Source organism: Burkholderia pyrrocinia (genome assembly GCF_022809715.1).
Taxonomy (GTDB): Bacteria; Pseudomonadota; Gammaproteobacteria; order Burkholderiales; family Burkholderiaceae; genus Burkholderia; species Burkholderia pyrrocinia_C.
This window is the reverse complement of sequence record NZ_CP094460.1, coordinates 1,846,521-1,866,811: the sequence shown is the minus strand read 5'-3', so window position 1 is coordinate 1,866,811 and position 20,291 is coordinate 1,846,521. Positions and strand designations below refer to the sequence as shown.

Sequence of the window (20,291 nt, the reverse complement as noted above, 5' to 3'; positions counted from 1 at the left end):
AGGGTGTGACGTTCAATGGGCGAGTTCGACGGGTTCTGCCGTGCGTGCCGGCAGCCCTTGGTGGCGGTCGAGACGGCCGCTCAACGCGGTGAGCGCGAACGCGCCGAGCGTGACGACCGCGGCGATCCACGGCGTGTGGCCGAGGCCGACGTTCGCGACGATCAGGCCGCCGAGCGACGAGCCGCCGGCGACGCCGAGATTGAACGCGGCGATGTTGAAGCCCGATGCGACGTCGGTGGCGTCCGGCGCGAAGTGGCGCGCCTGCTTGACGACGTACACCTGCAGCCCCGGCACGTTGCCGAACGCGACCGCGCCCCACGCGAGCATCGTCAGCACCGCGAGCCATTTGACGTGGATCGTGAAGGTCAGCGCGAGCAGCACGATCGCGAGCAGCAGGAAGATCCGCTTGAGCGCCTTCACGGGGCCGACGGCGTCCGCGAGCTTGCCGCCCCAGACGTTGCCGAACGCGACCGACACGCCGTAGCCGACGAGCACGAGGCTGACCTGCGACGGCGTGAAGCCGGCGATCTGTTCGAGCAGCGGCGCCATGTACGTGAACGCGATCAGCGAGCCGCCGTAGCCGACGGCCGTCATCGCAAAGACGAGCAGCAGGCGCGGCTGCGTGAGCACGCGCAGCTGGCGGGCGAGCGGCGCCGGCGGCGTTTGCGGCAGGGCGCGCGGCACGAATGCGACCGCGCCAAGGAACGCGACGAGGCCGAACAGCGCGACGATCAGGAACGTCGCGCGCCAGCCGAAATGCTGACCGATGAAGGTGCCGAGCGGAATGCCGGCGACGAACGCGACGGTCATCCCGCTGAACATCGTCGCGATCGCGCTGGCCGCCTTGTCCTTCGGCACGAGCGTGGTCGCGATGATCGAGCCGACCGAGAAGAACACGCCGTGCGCGAGGCCGGTGAGGATGCGCGCAACGATCAGCGATTCGTAGCCGGGCGCCTGCCATGCGACGAGGTTGCCGACGGTGAACAGCGCCATCAGCGCGGCGAGCAGCGTCTTGCGCGGCACGCGGCCGGTGAGCGCGGTCAGGAGCGGCGCGCCGATGGCGACGCTCAGCGCGTACAGGCTGACGAGCAGCCCGGCCGACGGCAGGCTGACGCCGAGGTCGGCGCCGATCGTCGGGATCAGCCCGACGATCACGAATTCGGTGGTGCCGATGGCAAACGCGCTGATGGTCAGCGCTAGCAGGGCGAGTGGCATGATGGGATCCTGGTTCCAGTAAGGATGGATCGCAGTGTGCCGCCTTTACTTTTGCGGAAAAACTGGTCTATAAACCAAATTGTTTTGATTTCAGATCAACAATGAAAGTCACGCTCGACGAACTCCAGGCCTTTGCCGCCGTGGTCGACACCGGTTCGATCACCGCTGCCGCCCAGCAGCTCGACCTCACCGTATCGGCAGCGAGCCGCACGCTCGCACGGCTCGAGGAGAAGCTGAAGACCACGCTGCTGCGCCGGACCACGCGCCGGCTCGAGCTGACCGAGGAAGGGCGCGCATTCCTGCAGGACGCGCGCGCGATCATCGAATCGGTCGAGAACGCGGAAGAGCAGATGCTCGCGCGGCGCGAGATGCCGTCGGGGCGCCTGCGCGTCGATGCCGCGACGCCGTTCATGCTGCACGTGATCGTGCCGCTCGTGCGCGGCTACCGCGAACGCTTCCCGAAGGTCGAGCTGGAGCTGAACAGCAACGAAGGGATCATCGACCTACTGGAGCGGCGCACCGACGTCGCGATCCGGATCGGCCGGTTGAAGGATTCGACGCTGCACAGCCGGCGCATCGGCAACAGCCGGCTGCGCATCCTCGCGAGCCCCGCGTATGTCGAAGCGCACGGCCAGCCGCGCAAGGTCGAGGATCTCGGCAAGCACACGCTGCTCGGCTTCACGCAGCCCGAATCGCTGAACGTGTGGCCGATCCTCGGCACCGACGGCGAGCCGTGCCGCATCGAGCCGGGCATCTGGTCGTCGAGCGGCGAGACGCTGCGGCAGCTCGCGCTGGACGGCGCGGGAATCGTCTGCCTGTCGGATTTCATGACCGCGCAGGATCGCGAAGCGGGGCGGCTCGTGCAGGTGCTCGCGCGCCAGACGCTTGACGTCGAGCAGCCGATCCATGCGGTGTACTACCGCAATACCGCGATTTCGTCGCGGATCGCGTCGTTCGTCGATTACATGATCGAGGTGCTGGGCGGCGGCAGCAGCGGCAGCGATGCGCCGGCCCGGCGCAAGGCCGCGTGGCTGGAGCCGCGCTAGCGGCGGCGGGCGGCTTGCGGGGGAAGAAGGGAAAGACGGGGCGGGCATACGCCCCGATTGGCCAGGCGTGCCGCGCGGCGGCACGCCGTCGTGTTGCGGTTACGCCTCTTCGGACCAGGACATGCCGTCGCGCGCGAGCAGCGCCGACGAGGCCGCGGGCCCGAACGTGCCCGACGTGTACAGGCGCGGCCGGTCGCCGAGCTGCTTCCAGCCGTCGAGGATCGGCTCCACCCACGACCATGCGGCTTCGAGCTCGTCGCGGCGCATGAAGTGCGTGAGGCGGCCGCGGATCACGTCGATCAGCAGCCGTTCGTACGCTTCCGCGCGCCGTTCCGGAATCGCCTGCTGCAGGTCGAGGTTCAGGCTCACGGGCACCATGTTCATGCCGCTGCCCGGTTCCTTCGCGAGCATCTGCAACTGGATCGACTCTTCCGGCTGAAGCTGGATCACGAGGCGGTTGCCGTAATGGCGCGGGCCGGTCGGGATGATCGAGAACGGCATGTCCGCGAACTCGATCACGATTTCCGACTGGCGGCGCTGCAGCCGCTTGCCCGTGCGCAGGAAGAACGGCACGTTCGCCCAGCGCCAGTTGTTGATGTGCGCGCGCAGCGCGACGAAGGTTTCCGCGCGGCTGTCCGCCGGCACGTTGTCTTCCTCGAGATAGCCCTTGACCGGCTGGCCGTCGACCGCGCCGGCCGTGTACTGGCCGCGCACCGTTTCGCGCGCGACGTCCGACAACGTCATCGGCCGCAGCGAGCGCAGCACCTTCAGCTTTTCGTCGCGCACCGCGTCCGGGTCGAGCGACACGGGCGGCTCCATTGCGACGATGCACAGCAGCTGCAGCAGGTGGTTCTGCACCATGTCGCGCAACGCGCCGGTATGGTCGTAGAAGCCCGCGCGGCTGCCGACGCCGACCGTTTCCGCGACCGTGATCTGCACGCTGCGGATGTTTGGCGCCTGCCACAGCGGCCCGAAGATCGGGTTGCCGAAGCGCAGCACCATCAGGTTCTGCACGGTTTCCTTGCCGAGATAATGGTCGATCCGATAGATCTGCGATTCCTCGAAGTGCTTGCCGACCGCATCGTTGATCGCCTTCGCGGATGCGAGATCGTGGCCCAGCGGCTTTTCGAGGACGACGCGCGAGCGCGCGTCGACGAGGTGCGCGGCCGACAGGTTGTCGCAGATCGTCGTGAACAGCTCCGGCGACGTCGACAGGTAGAACACGCGGATCGCGTCGCCGCGCGCCGCTTCGGCGAGCCGCAGGTAGTCGTCCGGCGCGTTCACGTCGATCAGCACGTACTTGAACAGGTCGAGGAAACGGCTCCATGCATCGGCGTTGAACGCCTTCTCGTCGATGAACGGTCGCGACTGCTCGTCCATGAACTTGCGATAGCCGTCGATGCCCCAGTCGCGGCGGCCGACGGCGATGATGCGCGTTTCGGGCGGAAGGTTGCAGTGCAGGTGCGCCATGTACAGCGCGGGCAACAGCTTGCGGGCGGCCAGGTCGCCGCCGCCGCCGAAGATGATCATGTCGACGGGCCGGTCGGCCGCGGTCTGGGTAGGCTGATTCGTCATGAGTGGTTCGCGGTTTGAAACGGGGAACGTGAAACGAACGTCGAAGGCATCGGGCGCCGATGTGCCGGCACCGGTACGGCAAAACGATAATAGTGCACGGTTTTGATGGATTGCGTGTGCGTTCCCCCAAGATGTAACAGGGCTTGCGTTCCGTCGGGCGGCCTGATTATGATTGAGCGCTCACTCATTAAAGGAATCGAACGTGGCCCGACCGCGCAGTCCCGACAAGCACGAAGCCATCCTCGCCGCCGCCGCCCGCGCGCTTGCCGAGGACGGCGCGACCGCGACGACCGCGCGCATTGCGCGGCTCGCCGGCGTGGCGGAAGGCACGGTGTTCACGTACTTCGAGACCAAGGATGCGTTGCTGAACGCGCTGTACCTGAGCCTGAAGGCCGACATGCGCGAAGCGATGATGGTCGGGTTTCCGGAAGGCGCGCCGGCCGAGCAGGCCGTGCGGCATGCGTGGAACGGCTATGTATCGTGGGGTGTCGCGAATCCGGACGGGCGGCGCGCGCTGCAGCAGCTCGGCGTGAGCGGGCGTATCGACGACGCGCATCGCGCGGCCGGCGCCGAAGGCTTCGGCACGATCCGCTCGCTGCTGCGGGAGCAGATCGTCGCGTCGCGCGGGCTGACGGCCGACGAAGCGCACGCGTTCTGCGCGGCGCTGTTTACGTCGATCGCGGAAACGGCGATGGAGTCGGTTGCGCGCGATCCGGCGCGGGCCGATGCGTATCGCGAAGCCGGGTTTCGTGCGTTGTGGGCCGTGCTGCACGCGGTGTGAGCGTGAGACGAACGATGTGACGGAAGAGTTGGCCGTCGCGACGGCACAGGCGGTGCGTGCGCCGCACGACGGAAGGCGGGACGGTTTCAGGCAGGGCGACGCATCGCACGAATCATCGATGCATCGCCCATATTAATGAGTGAGTAATCATTCATTTTCATGGTTTCATCTTTTCGAGGAGTGGAAAAATGTCGAAAGTCTGGCTGGTAACAGGGGCCGCGCGCGGCCTGGGGCGAGCGATTTCGGAGGCCGTGCTGGCGGCGGGCGACCGGCTGGTGGCCGGTGCGCGCGATCCCGCGCGGCTGGCCGATCTGGCCGAGCGTCATGGCGACCGGCTGCTGCCGGTGGCGCTCGACGTCACCGACGAAGCGGCGGCCGCGCGGGCCGTCGCGGCGGCACGCGAAGCGTTCGGCCGCATCGACGTGCTGGTGAACAACGCGGGCTACGGCCATACGGCGCCGTTCGAACAGATGGGCGCCGACGACTTCCGCGACCAGATCGAAACGAACCTGTTCGGCGTGATCAACCTGACGCGCGCGGTGCTGCCGACGATGCGCGCGCAGCGCGCGGGGCACATCTTCCAGGTGTCGTCGGTCGGCGGGCGCACGTCGACGGCCGGTTTGTCCGCGTACCAGGCGGCGAAGTGGGCGGTCGGCGGGTTCAGCGACGTGCTGTCGAAGGAAGTCGCGCCGTTCGGTGTGCGCGTGTGCACGCTCGAGCCGGGCGGGATGCGTACCGAATGGGCCGCGCAGGCGAAGCGCAGTGTCGACGGTCTGCTGCCCGACTACCAGCCGTCGGTCGGGAAGATTCTCGAGTTGCTCGGCGCGTATGGCGGCCACGAGGTCGGCGATCCGGTGCGGATCGCGAAGCTGATCGTCGAGCTGTCGCGTCGCGATGACGTGCCGATGCGCCTGCTGCTCGGCGGCGATGCGCTGTTCGTGTGCGAACAGGCGGAAACGCAGCGCGCGGAAGAGGCGGCGCGGTGGCGCGACGCGACGCTGTCCACGCAGTTTCCGGATGCGAAGCTGCCGGCGGGGCTGGAGGCGTTGAAGGCCGGCAAGTGAGCGAGCGTCGTTCGTGTGGCCGCCGCCGGCGTGCGCTCAATGGCCCAGCGCGTGCAACTGCGCGTTGGGCCGCATGTTCGTCACGTTCGCGAGGCGATTCGACATGCCGACGAATGCGGAGATCGACGCCATGTTCCCGATATCGTCTTCAGTGACGGCCGTTCCATGCAGTCAACGGCCTGACTCCTGCCTATAGCGGCGAATCTGGCGATCCTCATTCGAGGACCCAGGTGTTCGCCTGCGCGGGTTCGACGATCACGACGATCCTGCAAGATGAGCGACGGGTTGCTGAGTTCTAGATTGGCTTGGTGTTCGACGATGTATCGCGTTGTCCAACGAGCCACTTGTCAAAAGTACGCACATCCGGCTGGCGCGCCAGCAGCGCCGGGATATCGGCGCGGTAGCCGGCCACCCCGAACCACTCGAACATTCTGCGAACGTCAGAGGGCAATGGACGTAACAGCAACCTGGGCAGCGGGAACGGCAGCCCGGCCGACCAGCCGTGCTGCCTGAAGGCCGTGACGATCTGCGCACGAGTCAACTCCGCGCCGGCGATTTCTTCGGACTTGCCGAGAAACTTGCCTGGTTGGGCGAAGGCCTGCGCAACCCAATTACCAATGTCGACCGTTGCGATCATCTGGAGCGGCTTCGTCGCGGGCACATAGCTGCGCAACAGTGCCAACAGCGCGGCTCGTAGCACGGGCTTACTGAAGTTGTCCATGAAGAACACGGGACGGACGATGCTGGCTGGCAGGCCAATGCTGCGAATGTGCTCCTCGACCAGCCACTTGCTTTCAAAATGCGCGACGCCCGAGCGCCGATCGGCGCCTCCCACCGACGCATAGATGAAGTGCTCGACCCCTGCCGCGAGCGCGGCATCCGCCACGGCTATACCCCGGCGAGTCTCGACCTCCGCACCTTGCTCCGAGCCTTGAACTGAAAAAACGCCATGGGCGCCGACAAAGGCGGTCCGCAAAGAGGCGGGGTCGTCCATGTCGGCCGCGGCGATCTCGATGCCGTCCGCGGCCAATTGCAGCGCCACGTCGGAGTCAGGATTTCTGGAAAGCGCGCGAATGTGCCACTGGCCATCCGCTCTCAGCGAGCGGACCACGGCACCGCCTTGTTGCCCCGTGGCACCGAGCACGACGATGGTTCCGAAAGTCATGGTAGGGGAATCGATTGTTTAAGGAGTATCCATCCCACGCTGACGTCAGATCGACCGTAGCGCATTGCTCTGTTTGCCCTCGGAACGAAGTTGATGTCCGATGCGGCGGATCTCGGCCTCGCCCAGTCGTAGCGCCTCGATGCTGGTGTGCACGGAGTAGTGGCCGAGCACGGGTGCGTGAGGGTGCTGCGTGGCCGAGCCGAGCACGAACCGTGTGTCGCCCTCGGCGACCAGCTCGATGACATACACACGCCAAAGTCCTCGAAGGGCATGTCGGCATGCCTCGACGACGTCGCGCGCTCAGGATGAAACGGGTTCAACGCATATGCTTGTCGAACCATTCGATCATTTGTTCCGGACGTTCGGACAAGTAGTTGTAGCCGTCCCAGCGTCGGGTGCTGCCTTCGATCCAGAACAGCTTCTTGTCGGCGACGGGGATGTTGTCGAAGATCGACTGCACGTCGGCCGGCTTGGTCAGCGCGTCGTCGCGCACCTGGAGGAGGAAGGCTGGCGCCTGCCAGTGCTTGGCGTATTCCAGCGGCGACACCTGATCGATCTTGAAGCTGGTGATCAGTTGTACTTCACGGTCAACGACGTCGAACTGGTCCGCGAGCCCCATGTGCCCAAGGTTGCGCTCGACCATGGCGCGCATCGAGATCGGTTGCAGGGCAACCAGGGCCTGTACGTCGGCAAAGAGCTCCGGGTGTCGGGTTCTCGCGACGAATGTGGCGTTAGCGCCCATGCAGCGACTGAGCAGACCCTGCTTCATGTTGCGGGTGTCCGGGCGGGACTTGACGTACTTCAGCGAACCAGCCACGTCGCGGGATTCAAACAGCCCCCAGGTGAAGATGTCGCCATTGGCGCCGCCGCTGTGGCCGTGGTTGCGCGCGTCGTAGGTCAGCACGTTGTAGCCGGCCTCATGCAGGTGCTGGTACTCCCGCATGTAATTGACCTCGATGTCATTGCCGGGGACGAATTGCCACCGGGGAAGGTGCGAAGGGAAGCCGTAGCGATTCATGGGCATCGGGTGGTTGGCGATGACCAGCTTGTTCGAGCCCGGGCGGGGAATCCACCATGCCTCCAGCGGGGTGCCGTCCAGCGACGGGAACGTGACGTCCTCGTATGCCATCCCGTACTCATCCGGCGTGTGCAGGATCGGTGCCCGAACCGGGCTGCTGAGACCTCTGGCCAAACCTTGAATCATTTCCGAAACATCCGGCATGACAGTTTCTCCTTCTCTTTCCGTTTAGCGGTGTCTTTCCACTCCGCCAAGATACGGTGCGGCCATTTGTTGCACAAGCTATGGATTTTTGACATCATCGTTCCATGAATGGAACAATTGACCTCAACCAGCTCGTGGTCTTCGTTCGGGTTATCCAGGCGGGAAGCCTGAGCGAAGCGGCGCGACGCATGGACCTGCCGAAGTCCACGGTGAGCCGAAAGATCTCCGACCTTGAGGAGCGGGTCGGCGAGCGACTCATCCAGCGGACGACGCGCAAGCTGAGCCTCACCGAGGCCGGCCGCGTTCTATTCGAACGTGTCGGCCCCGCCATGAGCGACATCGAGGAGGCCGAAAGCGCAGTGGCGGGAATGCGTGGGACGCCGCGCGGCGTGCTGCGGATCGCGGTTCCCATGTCGTCCAGCACGCTGGGACCGATCGTCGCCGAGTACCTCGTTCGTCATCCGGAGGTGGCAGTCGAGATGGTGTGCTCCGATCGTCTCGTCGATCTCGTGGAGGAGCGCTTCGATGTGGCCATTCGAGCGGGTGCGCTCGTCGATTCGACGCTCGTCGCGCGCAACCTCGGAACGGCGAAGTCCATGCTCGTTGTGGCGCCCGAATACAGCAAACGTCATGGCGTTCCGAAAACACCTGCCGAACTGACGAGCCACGCATGTGTCGCGTTCGGCGGCGGAGCGACGCCGCACGTCTGGACTCTGGAATCGAGAGGCAAACGTGTCGAGGTCCGTATCCGGCCGAGACTGACGGTCAACGACATGGAGATCGCCCGCGAGTCCGCCCTTGCGGGCGTGGGGATCGCATGCCTGCCTGAGCTCTTCTGTGCCGACGACGTCCGCAGCAAGCGCTTGCTGCACCTGCTCGCCGATTGGTCCTTCGCACAAATCCCCGTGCATGCGCTCTACCCGACGAGACGTCATCTTTCGCCAAAGGTGGTCGCCTTCGTCGACCTGCTCGCCGCGCGGATTCGGTTAGATGATGGTGCGCGGCTTTCACGGCCACGCTCGTAATCACGTCACCCGTGAAGAGATGTCGCAGGAAGGCGGGCACGCTGCCGGAAGGCGTGTGGATACGCCATGTACCACGGACGTACTGGGCCTGCGTCGGAAAACGATATCCGCATCTGATCGAAAGTTGTCTTCGTATCCAATCGGGAGCTACACAAGCCCACTCAATACTCCGCACTAACCCTGATAAAAAATTCTTATCGCGGTGAAAAATTCCGCATCTTATTGAACGGATATCGGCTCGATATAGTGGCTCGCTTTCCCGCACGCACCGTCCGCGTGCGGCTGACACGCTGACAATCAGCAGGAGCCGCTTGATGACCACCGACGTCCGATTCACCGAAATCGAGGATCTGATGCCCGCCGCCGGCGGGCTGCGCGAGATCCGTCACCACATCCATCACCATCCCGAACTCGCGTACGAGGAGCACGACACGGCCGCGCTCGTCGCGGACAAGCTCGAGCAATGGGGCTGGCAGGTGACGCGCGGGGTCGGCAAGACAGGCGTCGTCGGCACGCTGCGCGTGGGCGACGGCGCGCGCAGCATCGGCATTCGCGCGGACATGGACGCGCTGCCGATCGTCGAGGCGACCGGCCTGCCGTATGCGAGCGGCACGCACGGCAAGATGCACGCGTGCGGCCACGACGGCCACACGACGATGCTGCTCGGCGCCGCGCAGCATCTCGCGAAGACGCGCAACTTCTCGGGCACCGTGCACCTGTATTTCCAGCCGGCGGAAGAGCACGGCGTCGACAGCGGCGCGAAGAAGATGATCGACGACGGCCTGTTCGAGCGCTTCCCGTGCGATGCGGTGTTCGGCATGCACAACCATCCGGGCGCGGCGCCCGGCGTCTTCCTCACGCGGCGCGGCCCGTTCATGTCGGCGGGCGACAAGGCGATCATCACGATCGAAGGCGTCGGCGGCCACGCGGCGCGGCCGCACCTGACGGTCGATCCGGTCGTCGTCGCGGCGAGCATCGTGATGGCGTTGCAGACGATCGTCGCGCGCAACGTCGACCCCGCGCAGCCGGCGGTCGTCACGGTCGGCTCGATGCACGCGGGCACCGCGAACAACGTGATCCCGAACGGCGCGCGCCTCGAACTCAGCGTGCGCTCGTTCAGCCCCGACGTGCGCGCGCTGCTCAAGCGCCGCATCGTCGAGCTGGCCGAAACGCAGGCCGCGAGCTACGGCGCGAGCGCGAACGTCGAGTACATCGAGGGCTACCCGGTCGTCGTCAATACGGATGCCGAAACGGATTTCGCCGCGCAGGTCGCGCGCGAGCTCGTCGGCGATGCGCACGTGGTCGAGCAGACCGACTTGCTGATGGGCAGCGAGGATTTCGCGTTCATGCTGCAGCAGCGGCCGGGCTCGTTCGTGCGGCTCGGCAACGGCGAAGGCGAGGACGGCTGCATGGTGCACAACCCGAAATACGACTTCAACGATCGCAACCTGCCGATCGGCGCGGCGTTCTGGACGCGTCTCGTGGAGCGTTACCTGGGGCGGTGATCGCGGTGGCGCGCGGCCGGCGCTTCCGGCCGTATTGAGAAGGAGACCGGAATGATGCAGAAAGACCATCTCGCACTGCAACCCGCACCGGCGGTGGCCGTCGAAGCAGGCGCGCCCGCGGTGACGCAGCGCGGCGCGATCACGGCGGCCGTGATCGGCAACTGGCTGGAATTCTTCGATTTCACCGTGTACGGCTTTTTCGCGGTGCTGATCGGCAAGCTGTTCTTCCCGTCGAGCGATCCGACCACGTCGCTGCTGCTGTCGGTCGCGACGTTCGCCGCCGGCTTCTTCACGCGGCCGCTCGGCAGCGTCGTGCTCGGCGTCTACGCGGACCGCAAGGGGCGCAAGGCCGCGCTGAACCTGACGATCATGCTGATGGCGCTGGGCACGGGCCTGATCGCGATCGCGCCGACGTATGCACAGGCCGGCATGGCCGCGCCGCTGCTCGTCGTGTTCGCGCGGCTGATGCAGGGCTTCTCGCAGGGCGGCGAATTCGGCGCGGCGACCACGACGCTGCTCGAACAGGGCGGCACGTCGCGCCGCGCGTTTCGTGCCAGCTGGCAGCTCGCGACGCAGGGCGGCGCCGCGCTGATGGGCTCGGGCTTCGCGGCGCTGCTGTCGAACACGATGACGAAGGATGCGCTCGAAAGCTGGGGCTGGCGGCTGCCGTTCCTCGTCGGCGTACTGATCGCGCCGGTCGGCATGTATCTGCGCCGCCGGCTCGCGGACGATGCGCCCGGCGACAGCCATCACGGGATCGAGCGCGGCGTGCTGCACGAGCTGTTCTCGAAGCACACGCGCACGGTGCTGCTGCTGATGCTCACGGTGATGGGCGGCACGGTGTCGACCTACATCCTGACCTTCTACATGCCGACCTACGCGATCCATACGCTCGGCCTGCCGATGAAGCTGTCGATGTTCGTGGGCGTCGCGTCGGGCTGCGTGATGCTGGTCACGTGCCCGCTGTTCGGCTGGCTGTCGGACCGGATCGGCAGCCGGCGCCTGCCGATCTTCGTCGGCCGCGGCGTGCTGGTCGTACTGCTGTTCCCGGCGTTCTGGCTGATGAACCATCATCCGACGCTGTCGGTGATCCTGCCGCTGACCGCGCTGATGCTGCTGTTCTATTCGCTCGGCTCGGCGTCGGAGATGGCGCTGATGTGCGAGTCGCTGCCGCGCCATGTGCGCGCGACGGGCATCTCGATCGCGTATGCGCTCGCGGTGACGATCTTCGGCGGCACCGCGCAGTTCATCGCGACCTGGCTCGTGAAGACGACCGGCAGCAAGCTCGCGCCGGCCGGCTACGTGGCCGCGTGCGTGGTGCTGTCGCTGATCGCGGTCGCGATGCTGCGCGAGACGGCGCGGGAGTCGATGGACTGACGCGCGGCGCGACGGGCAACTGGTGGCGGGCGGCGGGCGGCGGGCGGCGGGCGGCGGGCACGCTGTCCGATGGGCTCCGTGCAATTTCGTTCTCGTCAAATTGACCGGGCTTCCGCGCGTCACTAAATTGTGCAGCGCGGGGTTCGCTCCGTGTTCCGTGAGAAGAACGTTGCAAGAGGGTCAGAGAATTGAGCGGGCGGCCGAGGCTGCCCGTCTTTTTTTGCGAGTTGTGGTGTCGCCGATACGGCAATCGAGCCGGATGCCTTGTTGCCGCGGTTTGCCGGGAAGCCCCGCGTCGAAACGGTTCGTCGGCGCGCTACGTGTGGGTCGACCCGTCGCTCACCCCCGCCGCGCAACCAGTTCCGACACCGTCTGCGCGGCCTGCTGCAGCGGCCCGAGAAACTCCTTCACCATTTGCTTCGCGGTATGCCGCTGCGCGTTGCCGCTGATGTTCATCGCCGCGATGATTTGCCCGCGCCGGTTGCGGATCGGCGCGGAGATGGACATCAGGCCCACTTCGAGTTCCTGGTCGACCACGGCCCAGCCTTGCTGGCGCACCTGTGCGATCGTCGCCTTCAGTTCGCCGAGGTCCGTGATCGTGCGCGGCGTGTGCGCGCGGATGTTGCTCTGCGCGAGCGTTTCGTCGAGCGCCGCGTCGTCGAGCGCGGACAGCAGCACGCGGCCCATCGACGTGCAGTACGCGGGCAGCCGGCTGCCGATCGACAGGTTGATCGTCATGATCTTGTGCGTCGGCACGCGCAGCACGTAGACGATCTCGGTACGGTCGAGCACGGCAGCCGAGCAGCTTTCGTGGATCTGCGCGGACAGCTGTTCCATCACGGGATCGGCGAGATTCCAGAACGGCATCGACGTCAGGTACGCGAAGCCGAGCTCGAGGATCTTCGGCGTGAGCCGGAACAGCCGGCCGTCGGCGTCGACGTAGCCGAGCGTCTGCAGCGTGAGCAGGATCCGGCGCGCGCCCGCGCGCGTCAGGCCGGTAGCCGACGCGACCTCGGTGAGCGTCTGCTCCGGACGCGCCGCGTCGAACGCGCGGATCACCGCGAGGCCGCGCGCGAACGACTGCACATAGGAGTCGCCGGGTTTCTGAGTGTCTTCGGTTGTCATGGGCGGTTGGAATATCGTGCAGCCGAGAAGATAGCGCATGGGGCCTGACACGCCAACCGCATGGCGGACCGGGCGCTTGACAGGTCGTCCCCGCACTCCCTATGATGCGTTGAACGTTCGATACACGATCTTATGTTCGTATATAGAACATTTAAGCGCATCCCGGCGGGTTATGCAAGGGGCGCGCCCCGTTCATTTCCCAGCCTTGCATGTGGCCGGAGCCGGCGCTGGCGCGCCAACTCTGATCGACCGCCGTGGGGCTGGAGTAAGCGCTGAAGCGCTAACTCGAGTCAACCACGCCATGGGATCGGACTAAGCGCTAAAGCGCCAAGTCCGATCGACCGCCGTGGGGCTGGTGTAAGCGCTGAAGCGCCAACTCCAGCCATCCACGCCATGGGATCAGAGTAAGCGCTAAAGCGCCAACTCTGATCGACCGCCGTGGGGCTGGAGTAAGCGCTAAAGCGCCAACTCCAGCCAACCACGCCATGGGATCAGAGTAAGCGCTGAAGCGCTAACTCTGATCGACAGGAGACATTGATGACCGAAGCTTTTCTGTGTGATGCGATCCGTACCCCTATCGGCCGTTACGGCGGCGCGCTGTCCGGCGTGCGCGCCGACGACCTGGGCGCGGTGCCGCTCAAGGCGCTCGTCGAGCGCAACCGCGACGTCGACTGGACGGCGATCGACGACGTGATCTACGGCTGCGCGAACCAGGCCGGCGAGGACAACCGTAACGTCGCGCGCATGTCGCTGCTGCTCGCGGGCCTGCCGCAGGGCGTGCCGGGTTCGACGATCAACCGGCTTTGCGGCTCCGGGATGGATGCGGTCGGCGTGGCTGCCCGTGCGATCAAGTCGGGCGAGGCCGCGCTGATGGTCGCGGGCGGCGTCGAGAGCATGACGCGCGCACCGTTCGTGATGGGCAAGGCCGCGAGCGCGTTCGCACGCCAGGCCGACATCTACGATACGACGATCGGCTGGCGCTTCGTCAATCCGCTGATGAAACAGCTTCACGGCGTCGATTCGATGCCGGAGACGGCCGAGAACGTCGCGGTCGACTACAACATCAGCCGCGCCGATCAGGACCTGTTCGCGCTGCGTAGCCAGCAGAAGGCCGCGCGTGCGCAGCAGGACGGCACGCTTGCCGAGGAAATCGTCGCCGTCACGATTCCGCAGAAGAAGGGCGATCCGGTGGTCGTGTCGCGCGACGAACATCCGCGCGAGACGTCGCTCGAAACCCTCGCGAAGCTGAAGGGCGTCGTGCGCCCGGACGGCTCGGTGACGGCCGGCAACGCGTCGGGCGTCAACGACGGCGCCGCTGCGCTGCTGCTCGCGAACGAGGAAACCGCGAAGCGCTTCGGTCTCACGCCGCGCGCACGCGTGCTGGGCATCGCGACGGCCGGCGTCGCGCCGCGCGTGATGGGCATCGGCCCCGCGCCGGCCACGCAGAAGCTGCTCGCGCGGCTCGGCATGACGATCGACCAGTTCGACGTGATCGAGCTGAACGAGGCGTTCGCGTCGCAGGGCCTCGCGGTGCTGCGCATGCTCGGCGTCGCCGACGACGATCCGCGCGTGAACCCGAACGGCGGCGCGATCGCGCTGGGCCATCCGCTCGGCGCATCGGGCGCGCGTCTCGTGACGACCGCGATGTACCAGCTTCATCGCACGAACGGCCGTTTTGCGCTGTGCACGATGTGCATCGGCGTCGGCCAGGGCATCGCGATCGCGATCGAACGCGTCTGACCCGCGTGACGCGGCGAAGCGGCCGGACATGCGCCGCTTCGCCGTTCCCCGAACAATGCGCGGCACGGCAATCGTCGTGCCGCGCATCGTCGTTAACCGGCCTGCGATATCTGCCTGAGGCGTGCGTCGAGCGCGTCGATCTCGGTGTCCGCGAACACCTCGATGCCGTGCTGGCGAAGCAACGCCGCCGTGACGCCGGCCCCCGCATGCCGCCGGTTCGCGAAACTCCCGTCATGAATGAAGGTGCTGCCGCACGACGGACTGCCGTCGGCCAGGATCGCGAAGCGGCAATCGTGCGCGCGTGCGAGCGCCAGCGCGGTTTGCGCGCCGGAGACGAATGGCGCCGTCACGTCGGTTCCGTTCACGTCGACGATGCGTGCCGCGCCCGACAGCACCCGCTGCCCCGATGCGCCGTCCGCGATTTCGGCGGGCGGGCGCGGCACGCTGAAGCCGCCCGCCAGCTCGGGGCAGACGGGCACGAGACGCCCTTCGCGCTGCCACCGTGCGAGCGCCTCGTGCGCGGCGGTTTTGGCCGAGCCGTTGTAACGCACCGGATGACCGATCACGCACATGCTGACGAGGATTTTCGGCATGGCCTGCGGCTGCGGTTCGTTCTGCAATTTCGCTCTCCGTGTCGGCCGATGGCGGCTGTGGCAAAGCGGGAAATTCTACGCGTCACCCGCATGCCGGGGCGTCAGGCCGTCGGCCCTTCCAGATGAATGTCTTCCGGCTCGAGCGCGTACAGCGCCGGGTCGGGCAACGCGCTGACCGTGAAGCCGAGCCGCAGGTAGAAGTCGATCGTGCGCTGCGACGGCGTCGCCGACACATACAGGCGTTCGGCGCCCATCGCGCGCGCCTGCGCGTGGGCCGCGCGGTAGAGCTGTGCGCCGAGCCCGCAGCCCCGCCAGTCGCGGCTCACATGCAGGAACTTCAGTTGCAGCATGTCGTGACACGGGCCGACCGGCCGGCTGTCGACGACGACCGCCGCGACCAGCCGCGCGCCGTCGAACATGCCGCGGAACCAGCCGCCGCGATCGTGGCAGTCGACCAGGATCGGCGTGTAGTGATCGGCTTCGCCGGCGGGCCAGCCGGCGACATCGTAGAACTCGGGAACGAGATGCAGCGCGCCGTCGCGCAGCACATACAGGTGGTCGATGATCTCGCGCCGGTCGATGGTCCACACGAGCGGCACCTCGTCGCGTGCGAGCGTGCGTGCGCAAAGCGCGTCGCGTTCGGCGATGGTACGGCGCGTCATGCGGCCGCCCGGTGCGGGGCGATCCCGCGCGCCCGTGCGTTCTGGCCCGGCAGCCAGCAGATCGCACCGTACGACGTGGACACGCGCTCGAAGCGCTCGCCGCGCGCAGCGGCGACGGGCATCCGGTCGAGCACGTCGGCGCGCTCGAACCGCGCGGGCTGGCCTGCGTCGGCCGGCAGTTGCCGCGCGAAGCCGATCGCTTCGTCGGCGATGTCGACGCCCGTCGCGTCCGCGCCGTCTCCGAGCAGTTCGCGTTCTTCCGGAAACAGCGTCGAGCCGCCATGGCGGAAAGAGTCGGCCTGATCGCCTTTATGGCTGTTATGCGCGACCGTCGCCGTATTCCATGGCAGCCGATTCAGTTCGTGCAATGCCTTTTTCATCGAATTCGAATATTGGGTGAATTGAGCAGAATAGACCGAATTATTTCGCCATTCGCAACGGATGCCGGTATTGGCACGCCGTGCGGCGAGTTGTGACATGCGGACCGGCGTGCGCGGCGATTATCGCCGGATTATTTGATCGAAATCATGATGCAGGCCGAATTGCATATTTTGTGTGAGGAAAGGGTAAGGTTTCCCGCCGGATTGCCGACAGTAAAAACGAAGACCGTCGTAAAGCGATAAACCGTTTTTCGGCTACTGAGCGCAATTTCAGCGCGACGCGGACGACAGATCCGCCTTTCGGAGCCTTGCATGCGCAACAACCAGCCCGTTACCCAACAAGAATTCGATTTTCCCGACGACGTCACGCTGATGTCGACGACCGATGCCGACGGCACCATCACGTACGCGAACACGACGTTCGCGCAGGTGAGCGGCTTCTCGAACGAGGAGCTCGTCGGCCAGCCGCACAACGTGGTGCGCCACCCGGACATGCCGAAGGAGGCGTTCGCCGACATGTGGGCGACGCTCCGGCGCGGCGAGCCGTGGACCGCGCTCGTGAAGAACCGCCGCAACAACGGCGACCATTACTGGGTGCGCGCGAACGCGATCCCGGTGATGCGCAACGGCGAGCCGCAAGGCTACATGTCGGTGCGCACGAGGGCGCCGCGCGACGAGACCGAGTCCGCCGATGCGCTGTATCGCGCGTTTCGTGAAGGCAAGGCCGGCCGGCGCCGATTCCACAAGGGGCTGGTCATCCGCACCGGGCTGCTGCGCATTGCGTCGCTGTCGCAGACGATGTCGGTGCGTGCGCGCGTTCATTCGGCGCTGTGCGTGCTGGCGCCGGCCGTCATCGGCGCAGGCTGGGCATGCGGGCTGGCCGGCGCCGGGCTCGCGGCGTTTGCCGGCGTGACAGTCGGCGCGGCGGCGGCAGCGGGGCTGTGGCTCGACGCACAGATCGTGCGGCCGCTGCAGCAGCTGCACGACCAGGCGCTGAACGTCGCGACCGGCGAGAGCCGGCGCGGCGTGCGGATGAACCGCGTCGACGAGATCGGCATGACGCTGCGCACGCTCAACCAGCTCGGGCTGATGTTCCGCTGGCTCGTCGACGACGTCAGCGAACAGGTGCACAACGTGCAGCGTGCGAGCAACGAGATCGCGCAGGGCAACAACGACCTGAGCGCGCGCACCGAGCAGGCGGCGTCGAGCGTGCAGGAAACGGCCGCGTCGATGGCCGAGATGACGGCGACCGTCGACAGCAACGCGGAAACCGCGCTGCAGGCCAACCGGCTCGCGGTGTCGGCGAGCGATGCGGCCGGGCGCGGCGGGCAGGCGGTGAGCGAGGTCGTCGCGACGATGAACGACATCACCGATAGCTCGCGCAAGATCGCGGACATCATCGGAGTAATTGACGGGATCGCGTTCCAGACCAACATCCTCGCGCTGAATGCGGCAGTCGAGGCCGCGCGTGCGGGCGAACAGGGGCGCGGCTTTGCGGTGGTCGCGGGCGAAGTGCGGGCGCTCGCGCAGCGCAGCGCGAACGCGGCGAAGGAGATCAAGACGCTGATCGGCGCGAGCGTCGAGCGGGTCGAGTCGGGGGCGCGGATCGTCGACGGCGCGGGCAAGACGATGGAGGACATCGTCGCTCAGGTGAAGCGCGTGTCGGACCTGATCGCGGAGATCAGCTCGTCGACGGCTGAGCAAAGCACGGGGGTTGCGCAGGTCGATCAGGCGGTCGTGCACCTGGACAACATCACGCAGCAGAACGCGGCGCTCGTCGAGCAGAGCACGGCGGCGTCGGAGAGCCTGAAACAGCAGGCGACGCGGCTGGTCGATGCGGTGAACGTGTTCAGGTGATCGTCGGGGGCGCGCGCGATGTGCGTGCCCGATCAATGAATGGCGGCCATCGCCTGCCATGTGCGTTCGGGTTTTCCGATTCAATCGAAATACGCAAAACGAGAAATATTCGTATTTCATATTTTGCGTTTATGCATTGAATCGAGCCGAAGGGATTACCTGCAATGATCAGACGAATACCCGTCAAACCGTTGCCTGGCCTGGAGTTTAATTTCATCAATAAACAAATTATTTGGTGAAACCCGTTGATGCACATTTAATGCATATTTTTGCGAATTCGGCATAATGTTTTTGCCGAATTTGCCGAAAGTGCAGGAGCATGACCCACGCGCTTGCGGATCGACTGCAATGCGCGGGGTCGCGAATCAATCGACAAGCGGGCGCAAGATCCGCTACCCGGAGCTCCACAACCATGCGCAATAACCAGCCCGTCACGCAACGCGAATTCGATTTCCCCGACGATGCGACGCTGATGTCGACAACCGATGCCGACAGCCATATCACGTACGCGAACGCGGCATTCATCCAGGTCAGCGGATTTTCTCCCGACGAGATCGAAGGTCAGCCGCACAACGTGGTGCGCCACCCGGACATGCCGAAGGAGGCATTCGCCGACATGTGGGCGACGCTCAAGGGCGGCGAGCCGTGGACCGCGCTCGTGAAGAACCGCCGCAAGAACGGCGATCATTACTGGGTGCGCGCGAACGCGGTGCCGGTGATGCGCAACGGGCAGCCGAAGGGCTATATGTCGGTGCGCACGAAAGCGTCGCGCGACGAGATCGCCGCTGCCGAGGCGCTGTACAAGGAATTTCGCGAAGGGCGCGCGGGCAACCGGCATTTTCACAAGGGGCTGATCGTCCGCAAGGGCATGGCGGGTTTCACGTCGCTGTTCCAGACGATGTCGGTGCGCGCGCGGCTCCATGCGTCGCTGTGCGTACTCGCGCCGGTGATGGTGGCCGGCGGCTGGGCATGCGGGCTGGCCGGCGGCCCGCTTGCGGCGTTCGCGGCGGTAACGGCAGGCGCCGCCGTTGCCGCGGGCCTGTGGCTCGATGCGCAGATCGCGCGGCCGCTCATGCAGTTGCGCGACGAGGCGTTGCGCGTCGCGACCGGCGAGAGCCGCAGCGGCGTGCGGATGAACCGCGTCGACGAGATCGGGATGACGCTGCGCACGATCAACCAGCTCGGATTGATGTTCCGCTGGCTCGTCGACGACGTCAGCGAACAGGTGCACAACGTGCAGCGCGCGAGCAACGAGATCGCGCAGGGCAACAACGACCTGAGCGCGCGTACCGAACAGGCATCGACGAGCGTGCAGCAGACGGCCGCGTCGATGGCCGAGATGACGGCGACCGTGTCGAGCAACGCGGAGACGGCGCTGCAGGCGAATCAGTTGTCGGTATCGGCCAGTGAAGCGGCCGGGCGCGGCGGGCAGGCGGTAAGCGAGGTCGTCGCGACGATGAACGACATCACCGACAGCTCGCGCAAGATCGCGGACATCATCGGCGTGATCGACGGGATCGCATTCCAGACCAACATCCTCGCGCTGAATGCGGCGGTCGAGGCCGCGCGTGCGGGGGATCAGGGGCGCGGCTTCGCGGTGGTCGCAGGCGAAGTGCGGGCGCTCGCGCAGCGCAGCGCGAACGCGGCGAAGGAGATCAAGACACTGATCGGCGCGAGCGTCGAGCGGGTCGAATCGGGTGCGCGGATCGTCGACGGCGCGGGCAAGACGATGGAGGACATCGTCACGCAGGTGAAGCGCGTGTCGGACCTGATCGCGGAGATCAGCTCGTCGACGGCCGAGCAAAGCACGGGCGTCGCGCAGGTCGATCAGGCGGTCGTGCACCTGGACAACATCACACAGCAGAACGCGGCGCTCGTCGAGCAGAGCACGGCGGCGTCGGAAAGCCTGAAACAGCAGGCGCAGCGGCTCGTGGATGCGGTGAACGTGTTCCGCTGATC

At 66.2% G+C, this 20,291-nt stretch carries 17 protein-coding genes and 2 pseudogenes; 9 read left to right on the top strand and 10 right to left on the bottom strand.

Annotated elements, in window-relative coordinates; translation table 11 throughout:
- Positions 1-12: 12 nt before the first annotated feature.
- A complete protein-coding gene (locus tag MRS60_RS25195; RefSeq protein ID WP_034181723.1) occupies positions 13-1,215 on the bottom strand; it encodes an MFS transporter in 1,203 nt (400 codons plus the stop codon).
- A 101-nt stretch (positions 1,216-1,316) separates the two neighbouring features.
- On the opposite strand from MRS60_RS25195, the gene MRS60_RS25190 reads away from it, so the two are divergent.
- Positions 1,317-2,261: a LysR family transcriptional regulator gene (locus MRS60_RS25190; protein ID WP_243565747.1), complete on the top strand. Its 945-nt coding sequence runs from the start codon at positions 1,317-1,319 to the stop codon at positions 2,259-2,261.
- A 99-nt stretch (positions 2,262-2,360) separates the two neighbouring features.
- On the opposite strand, the gene zwf is transcribed toward MRS60_RS25190, so the two are convergent.
- Positions 2,361-3,836 carry a glucose-6-phosphate dehydrogenase gene (gene zwf, locus MRS60_RS25185; protein ID WP_034181725.1) on the bottom strand — a complete coding sequence of 492 codons (1,476 nt, stop codon included), beginning with the start codon at positions 3,834-3,836 and terminating at the stop codon, positions 2,361-2,363.
- A gap of 202 nt (positions 3,837-4,038) precedes the next feature.
- Between zwf and MRS60_RS25180 the strand changes: the two genes are divergently transcribed.
- Complete coding sequence (locus MRS60_RS25180; protein ID WP_105391060.1) at positions 4,039-4,617, top strand: TetR/AcrR family transcriptional regulator; 579 nt, start codon at positions 4,039-4,041, stop codon at positions 4,615-4,617.
- 188 nt (positions 4,618-4,805) lie between these two features.
- Positions 4,806-5,681, top strand: coding sequence for an SDR family NAD(P)-dependent oxidoreductase (locus tag MRS60_RS25175; protein ID WP_243565746.1), 876 nt, complete (start codon positions 4,806-4,808; stop codon positions 5,679-5,681).
- Positions 5,682-5,717: 36 nt separating this feature from the next.
- Here the strand turns inward: MRS60_RS25175 and MRS60_RS35065 are convergent.
- The 4 genes and pseudogenes from MRS60_RS35065 to MRS60_RS25160 all read right to left on the bottom strand — a co-directional run.
- Positions 5,718-5,834: pseudogene (locus MRS60_RS35065) on the bottom strand (peroxidase-related enzyme); the annotation flags it as partial.
- Between the two features lie 142 nt (positions 5,835-5,976).
- The gene (locus MRS60_RS25170; RefSeq protein WP_034181728.1) at positions 5,977-6,846 is read right to left on the bottom strand and encodes an NmrA/HSCARG family protein; all 870 of its coding nucleotides are present in this window, start codon (positions 6,844-6,846) and stop codon (positions 5,977-5,979) included.
- A gap of 45 nt (positions 6,847-6,891) precedes the next feature.
- Positions 6,892-7,095, bottom strand: a complete 204-nt coding sequence (locus MRS60_RS25165; RefSeq protein ID WP_432207837.1) for a hypothetical protein — start codon at positions 7,093-7,095, stop codon at positions 6,892-6,894.
- Positions 7,096-7,162: 67 nt separating this feature from the next.
- Positions 7,163-8,068 (bottom strand): alpha/beta hydrolase family protein, encoded by a 906-nt coding sequence (locus tag MRS60_RS25160; RefSeq protein ID WP_243565745.1) that lies wholly within the window; start codon positions 8,066-8,068, stop codon positions 7,163-7,165.
- 104 nt (positions 8,069-8,172) lie between these two features.
- Here MRS60_RS25160 and MRS60_RS25155 point away from each other — a divergent pair, with 104 nt between their 5' ends.
- From MRS60_RS25155 to MRS60_RS25145, 3 genes are all read left to right on the top strand, one after another.
- The gene (locus tag MRS60_RS25155) at positions 8,173-9,093 is read left to right on the top strand and encodes a LysR family transcriptional regulator (protein WP_243565744.1); all 921 of its coding nucleotides are present in this window, start codon (positions 8,173-8,175) and stop codon (positions 9,091-9,093) included.
- Positions 9,094-9,407: 314 nt separating this feature from the next.
- Positions 9,408-10,598: a M20 aminoacylase family protein gene (locus MRS60_RS25150; RefSeq protein ID WP_034181731.1), complete on the top strand. Its 1,191-nt coding sequence runs from the start codon at positions 9,408-9,410 to the stop codon at positions 10,596-10,598.
- 54 nt (positions 10,599-10,652) lie between these two features.
- Positions 10,653-11,975: an MFS transporter gene (locus tag MRS60_RS25145; protein WP_105391110.1), complete on the top strand. Its 1,323-nt coding sequence runs from the start codon at positions 10,653-10,655 to the stop codon at positions 11,973-11,975.
- A gap of 339 nt (positions 11,976-12,314) precedes the next feature.
- Here MRS60_RS25145 and MRS60_RS25140 read toward each other — a convergent pair whose 3' ends face one another.
- Positions 12,315-13,100, bottom strand: a complete 786-nt coding sequence (locus tag MRS60_RS25140) for an IclR family transcriptional regulator (protein ID WP_034181732.1) — start codon at positions 13,098-13,100, stop codon at positions 12,315-12,317.
- A gap of 537 nt (positions 13,101-13,637) precedes the next feature.
- Between MRS60_RS25140 and pcaF the strand changes: the two genes are divergently transcribed.
- Positions 13,638-14,840: a 3-oxoadipyl-CoA thiolase gene (gene pcaF, locus MRS60_RS25135; protein WP_131949166.1), complete on the top strand. Its 1,203-nt coding sequence runs from the start codon at positions 13,638-13,640 to the stop codon at positions 14,838-14,840.
- 92 nt (positions 14,841-14,932) lie between these two features.
- Here pcaF and MRS60_RS25130 read toward each other — a convergent pair whose 3' ends face one another.
- The 3 genes and pseudogenes from MRS60_RS25130 to MRS60_RS25120 form a co-directional block, all read right to left on the bottom strand.
- Positions 14,933-15,433, bottom strand: coding sequence for a DUF523 domain-containing protein (locus MRS60_RS25130; protein WP_432207850.1), 501 nt, complete (start codon positions 15,431-15,433; stop codon positions 14,933-14,935).
- A 101-nt stretch (positions 15,434-15,534) separates the two neighbouring features.
- Complete coding sequence (locus tag MRS60_RS25125; protein WP_243565742.1) at positions 15,535-16,095, bottom strand: GNAT family N-acetyltransferase; 561 nt, start codon at positions 16,093-16,095, stop codon at positions 15,535-15,537.
- A 17-nt stretch (positions 16,096-16,112) separates the two neighbouring features.
- A pseudogene (locus MRS60_RS25120) lies at positions 16,113-16,475 on the bottom strand (class I SAM-dependent methyltransferase); the annotation flags it as partial.
- 312 nt (positions 16,476-16,787) lie between these two features.
- On the opposite strand from MRS60_RS25120, the gene MRS60_RS25115 reads away from it, so the two are divergent.
- Both MRS60_RS25115 and MRS60_RS25110 read left to right on the top strand, forming a co-directional pair.
- Complete coding sequence (locus tag MRS60_RS25115) at positions 16,788-18,332, top strand: methyl-accepting chemotaxis protein (RefSeq protein ID WP_243565741.1); 1,545 nt, start codon at positions 16,788-16,790, stop codon at positions 18,330-18,332.
- A gap of 412 nt (positions 18,333-18,744) precedes the next feature.
- Positions 18,745-20,289, top strand: a complete 1,545-nt coding sequence (locus MRS60_RS25110) for a methyl-accepting chemotaxis protein (RefSeq protein ID WP_243565740.1) — start codon at positions 18,745-18,747, stop codon at positions 20,287-20,289.
- The last annotated feature ends 2 nt before the right edge of the window (positions 20,290-20,291 follow it).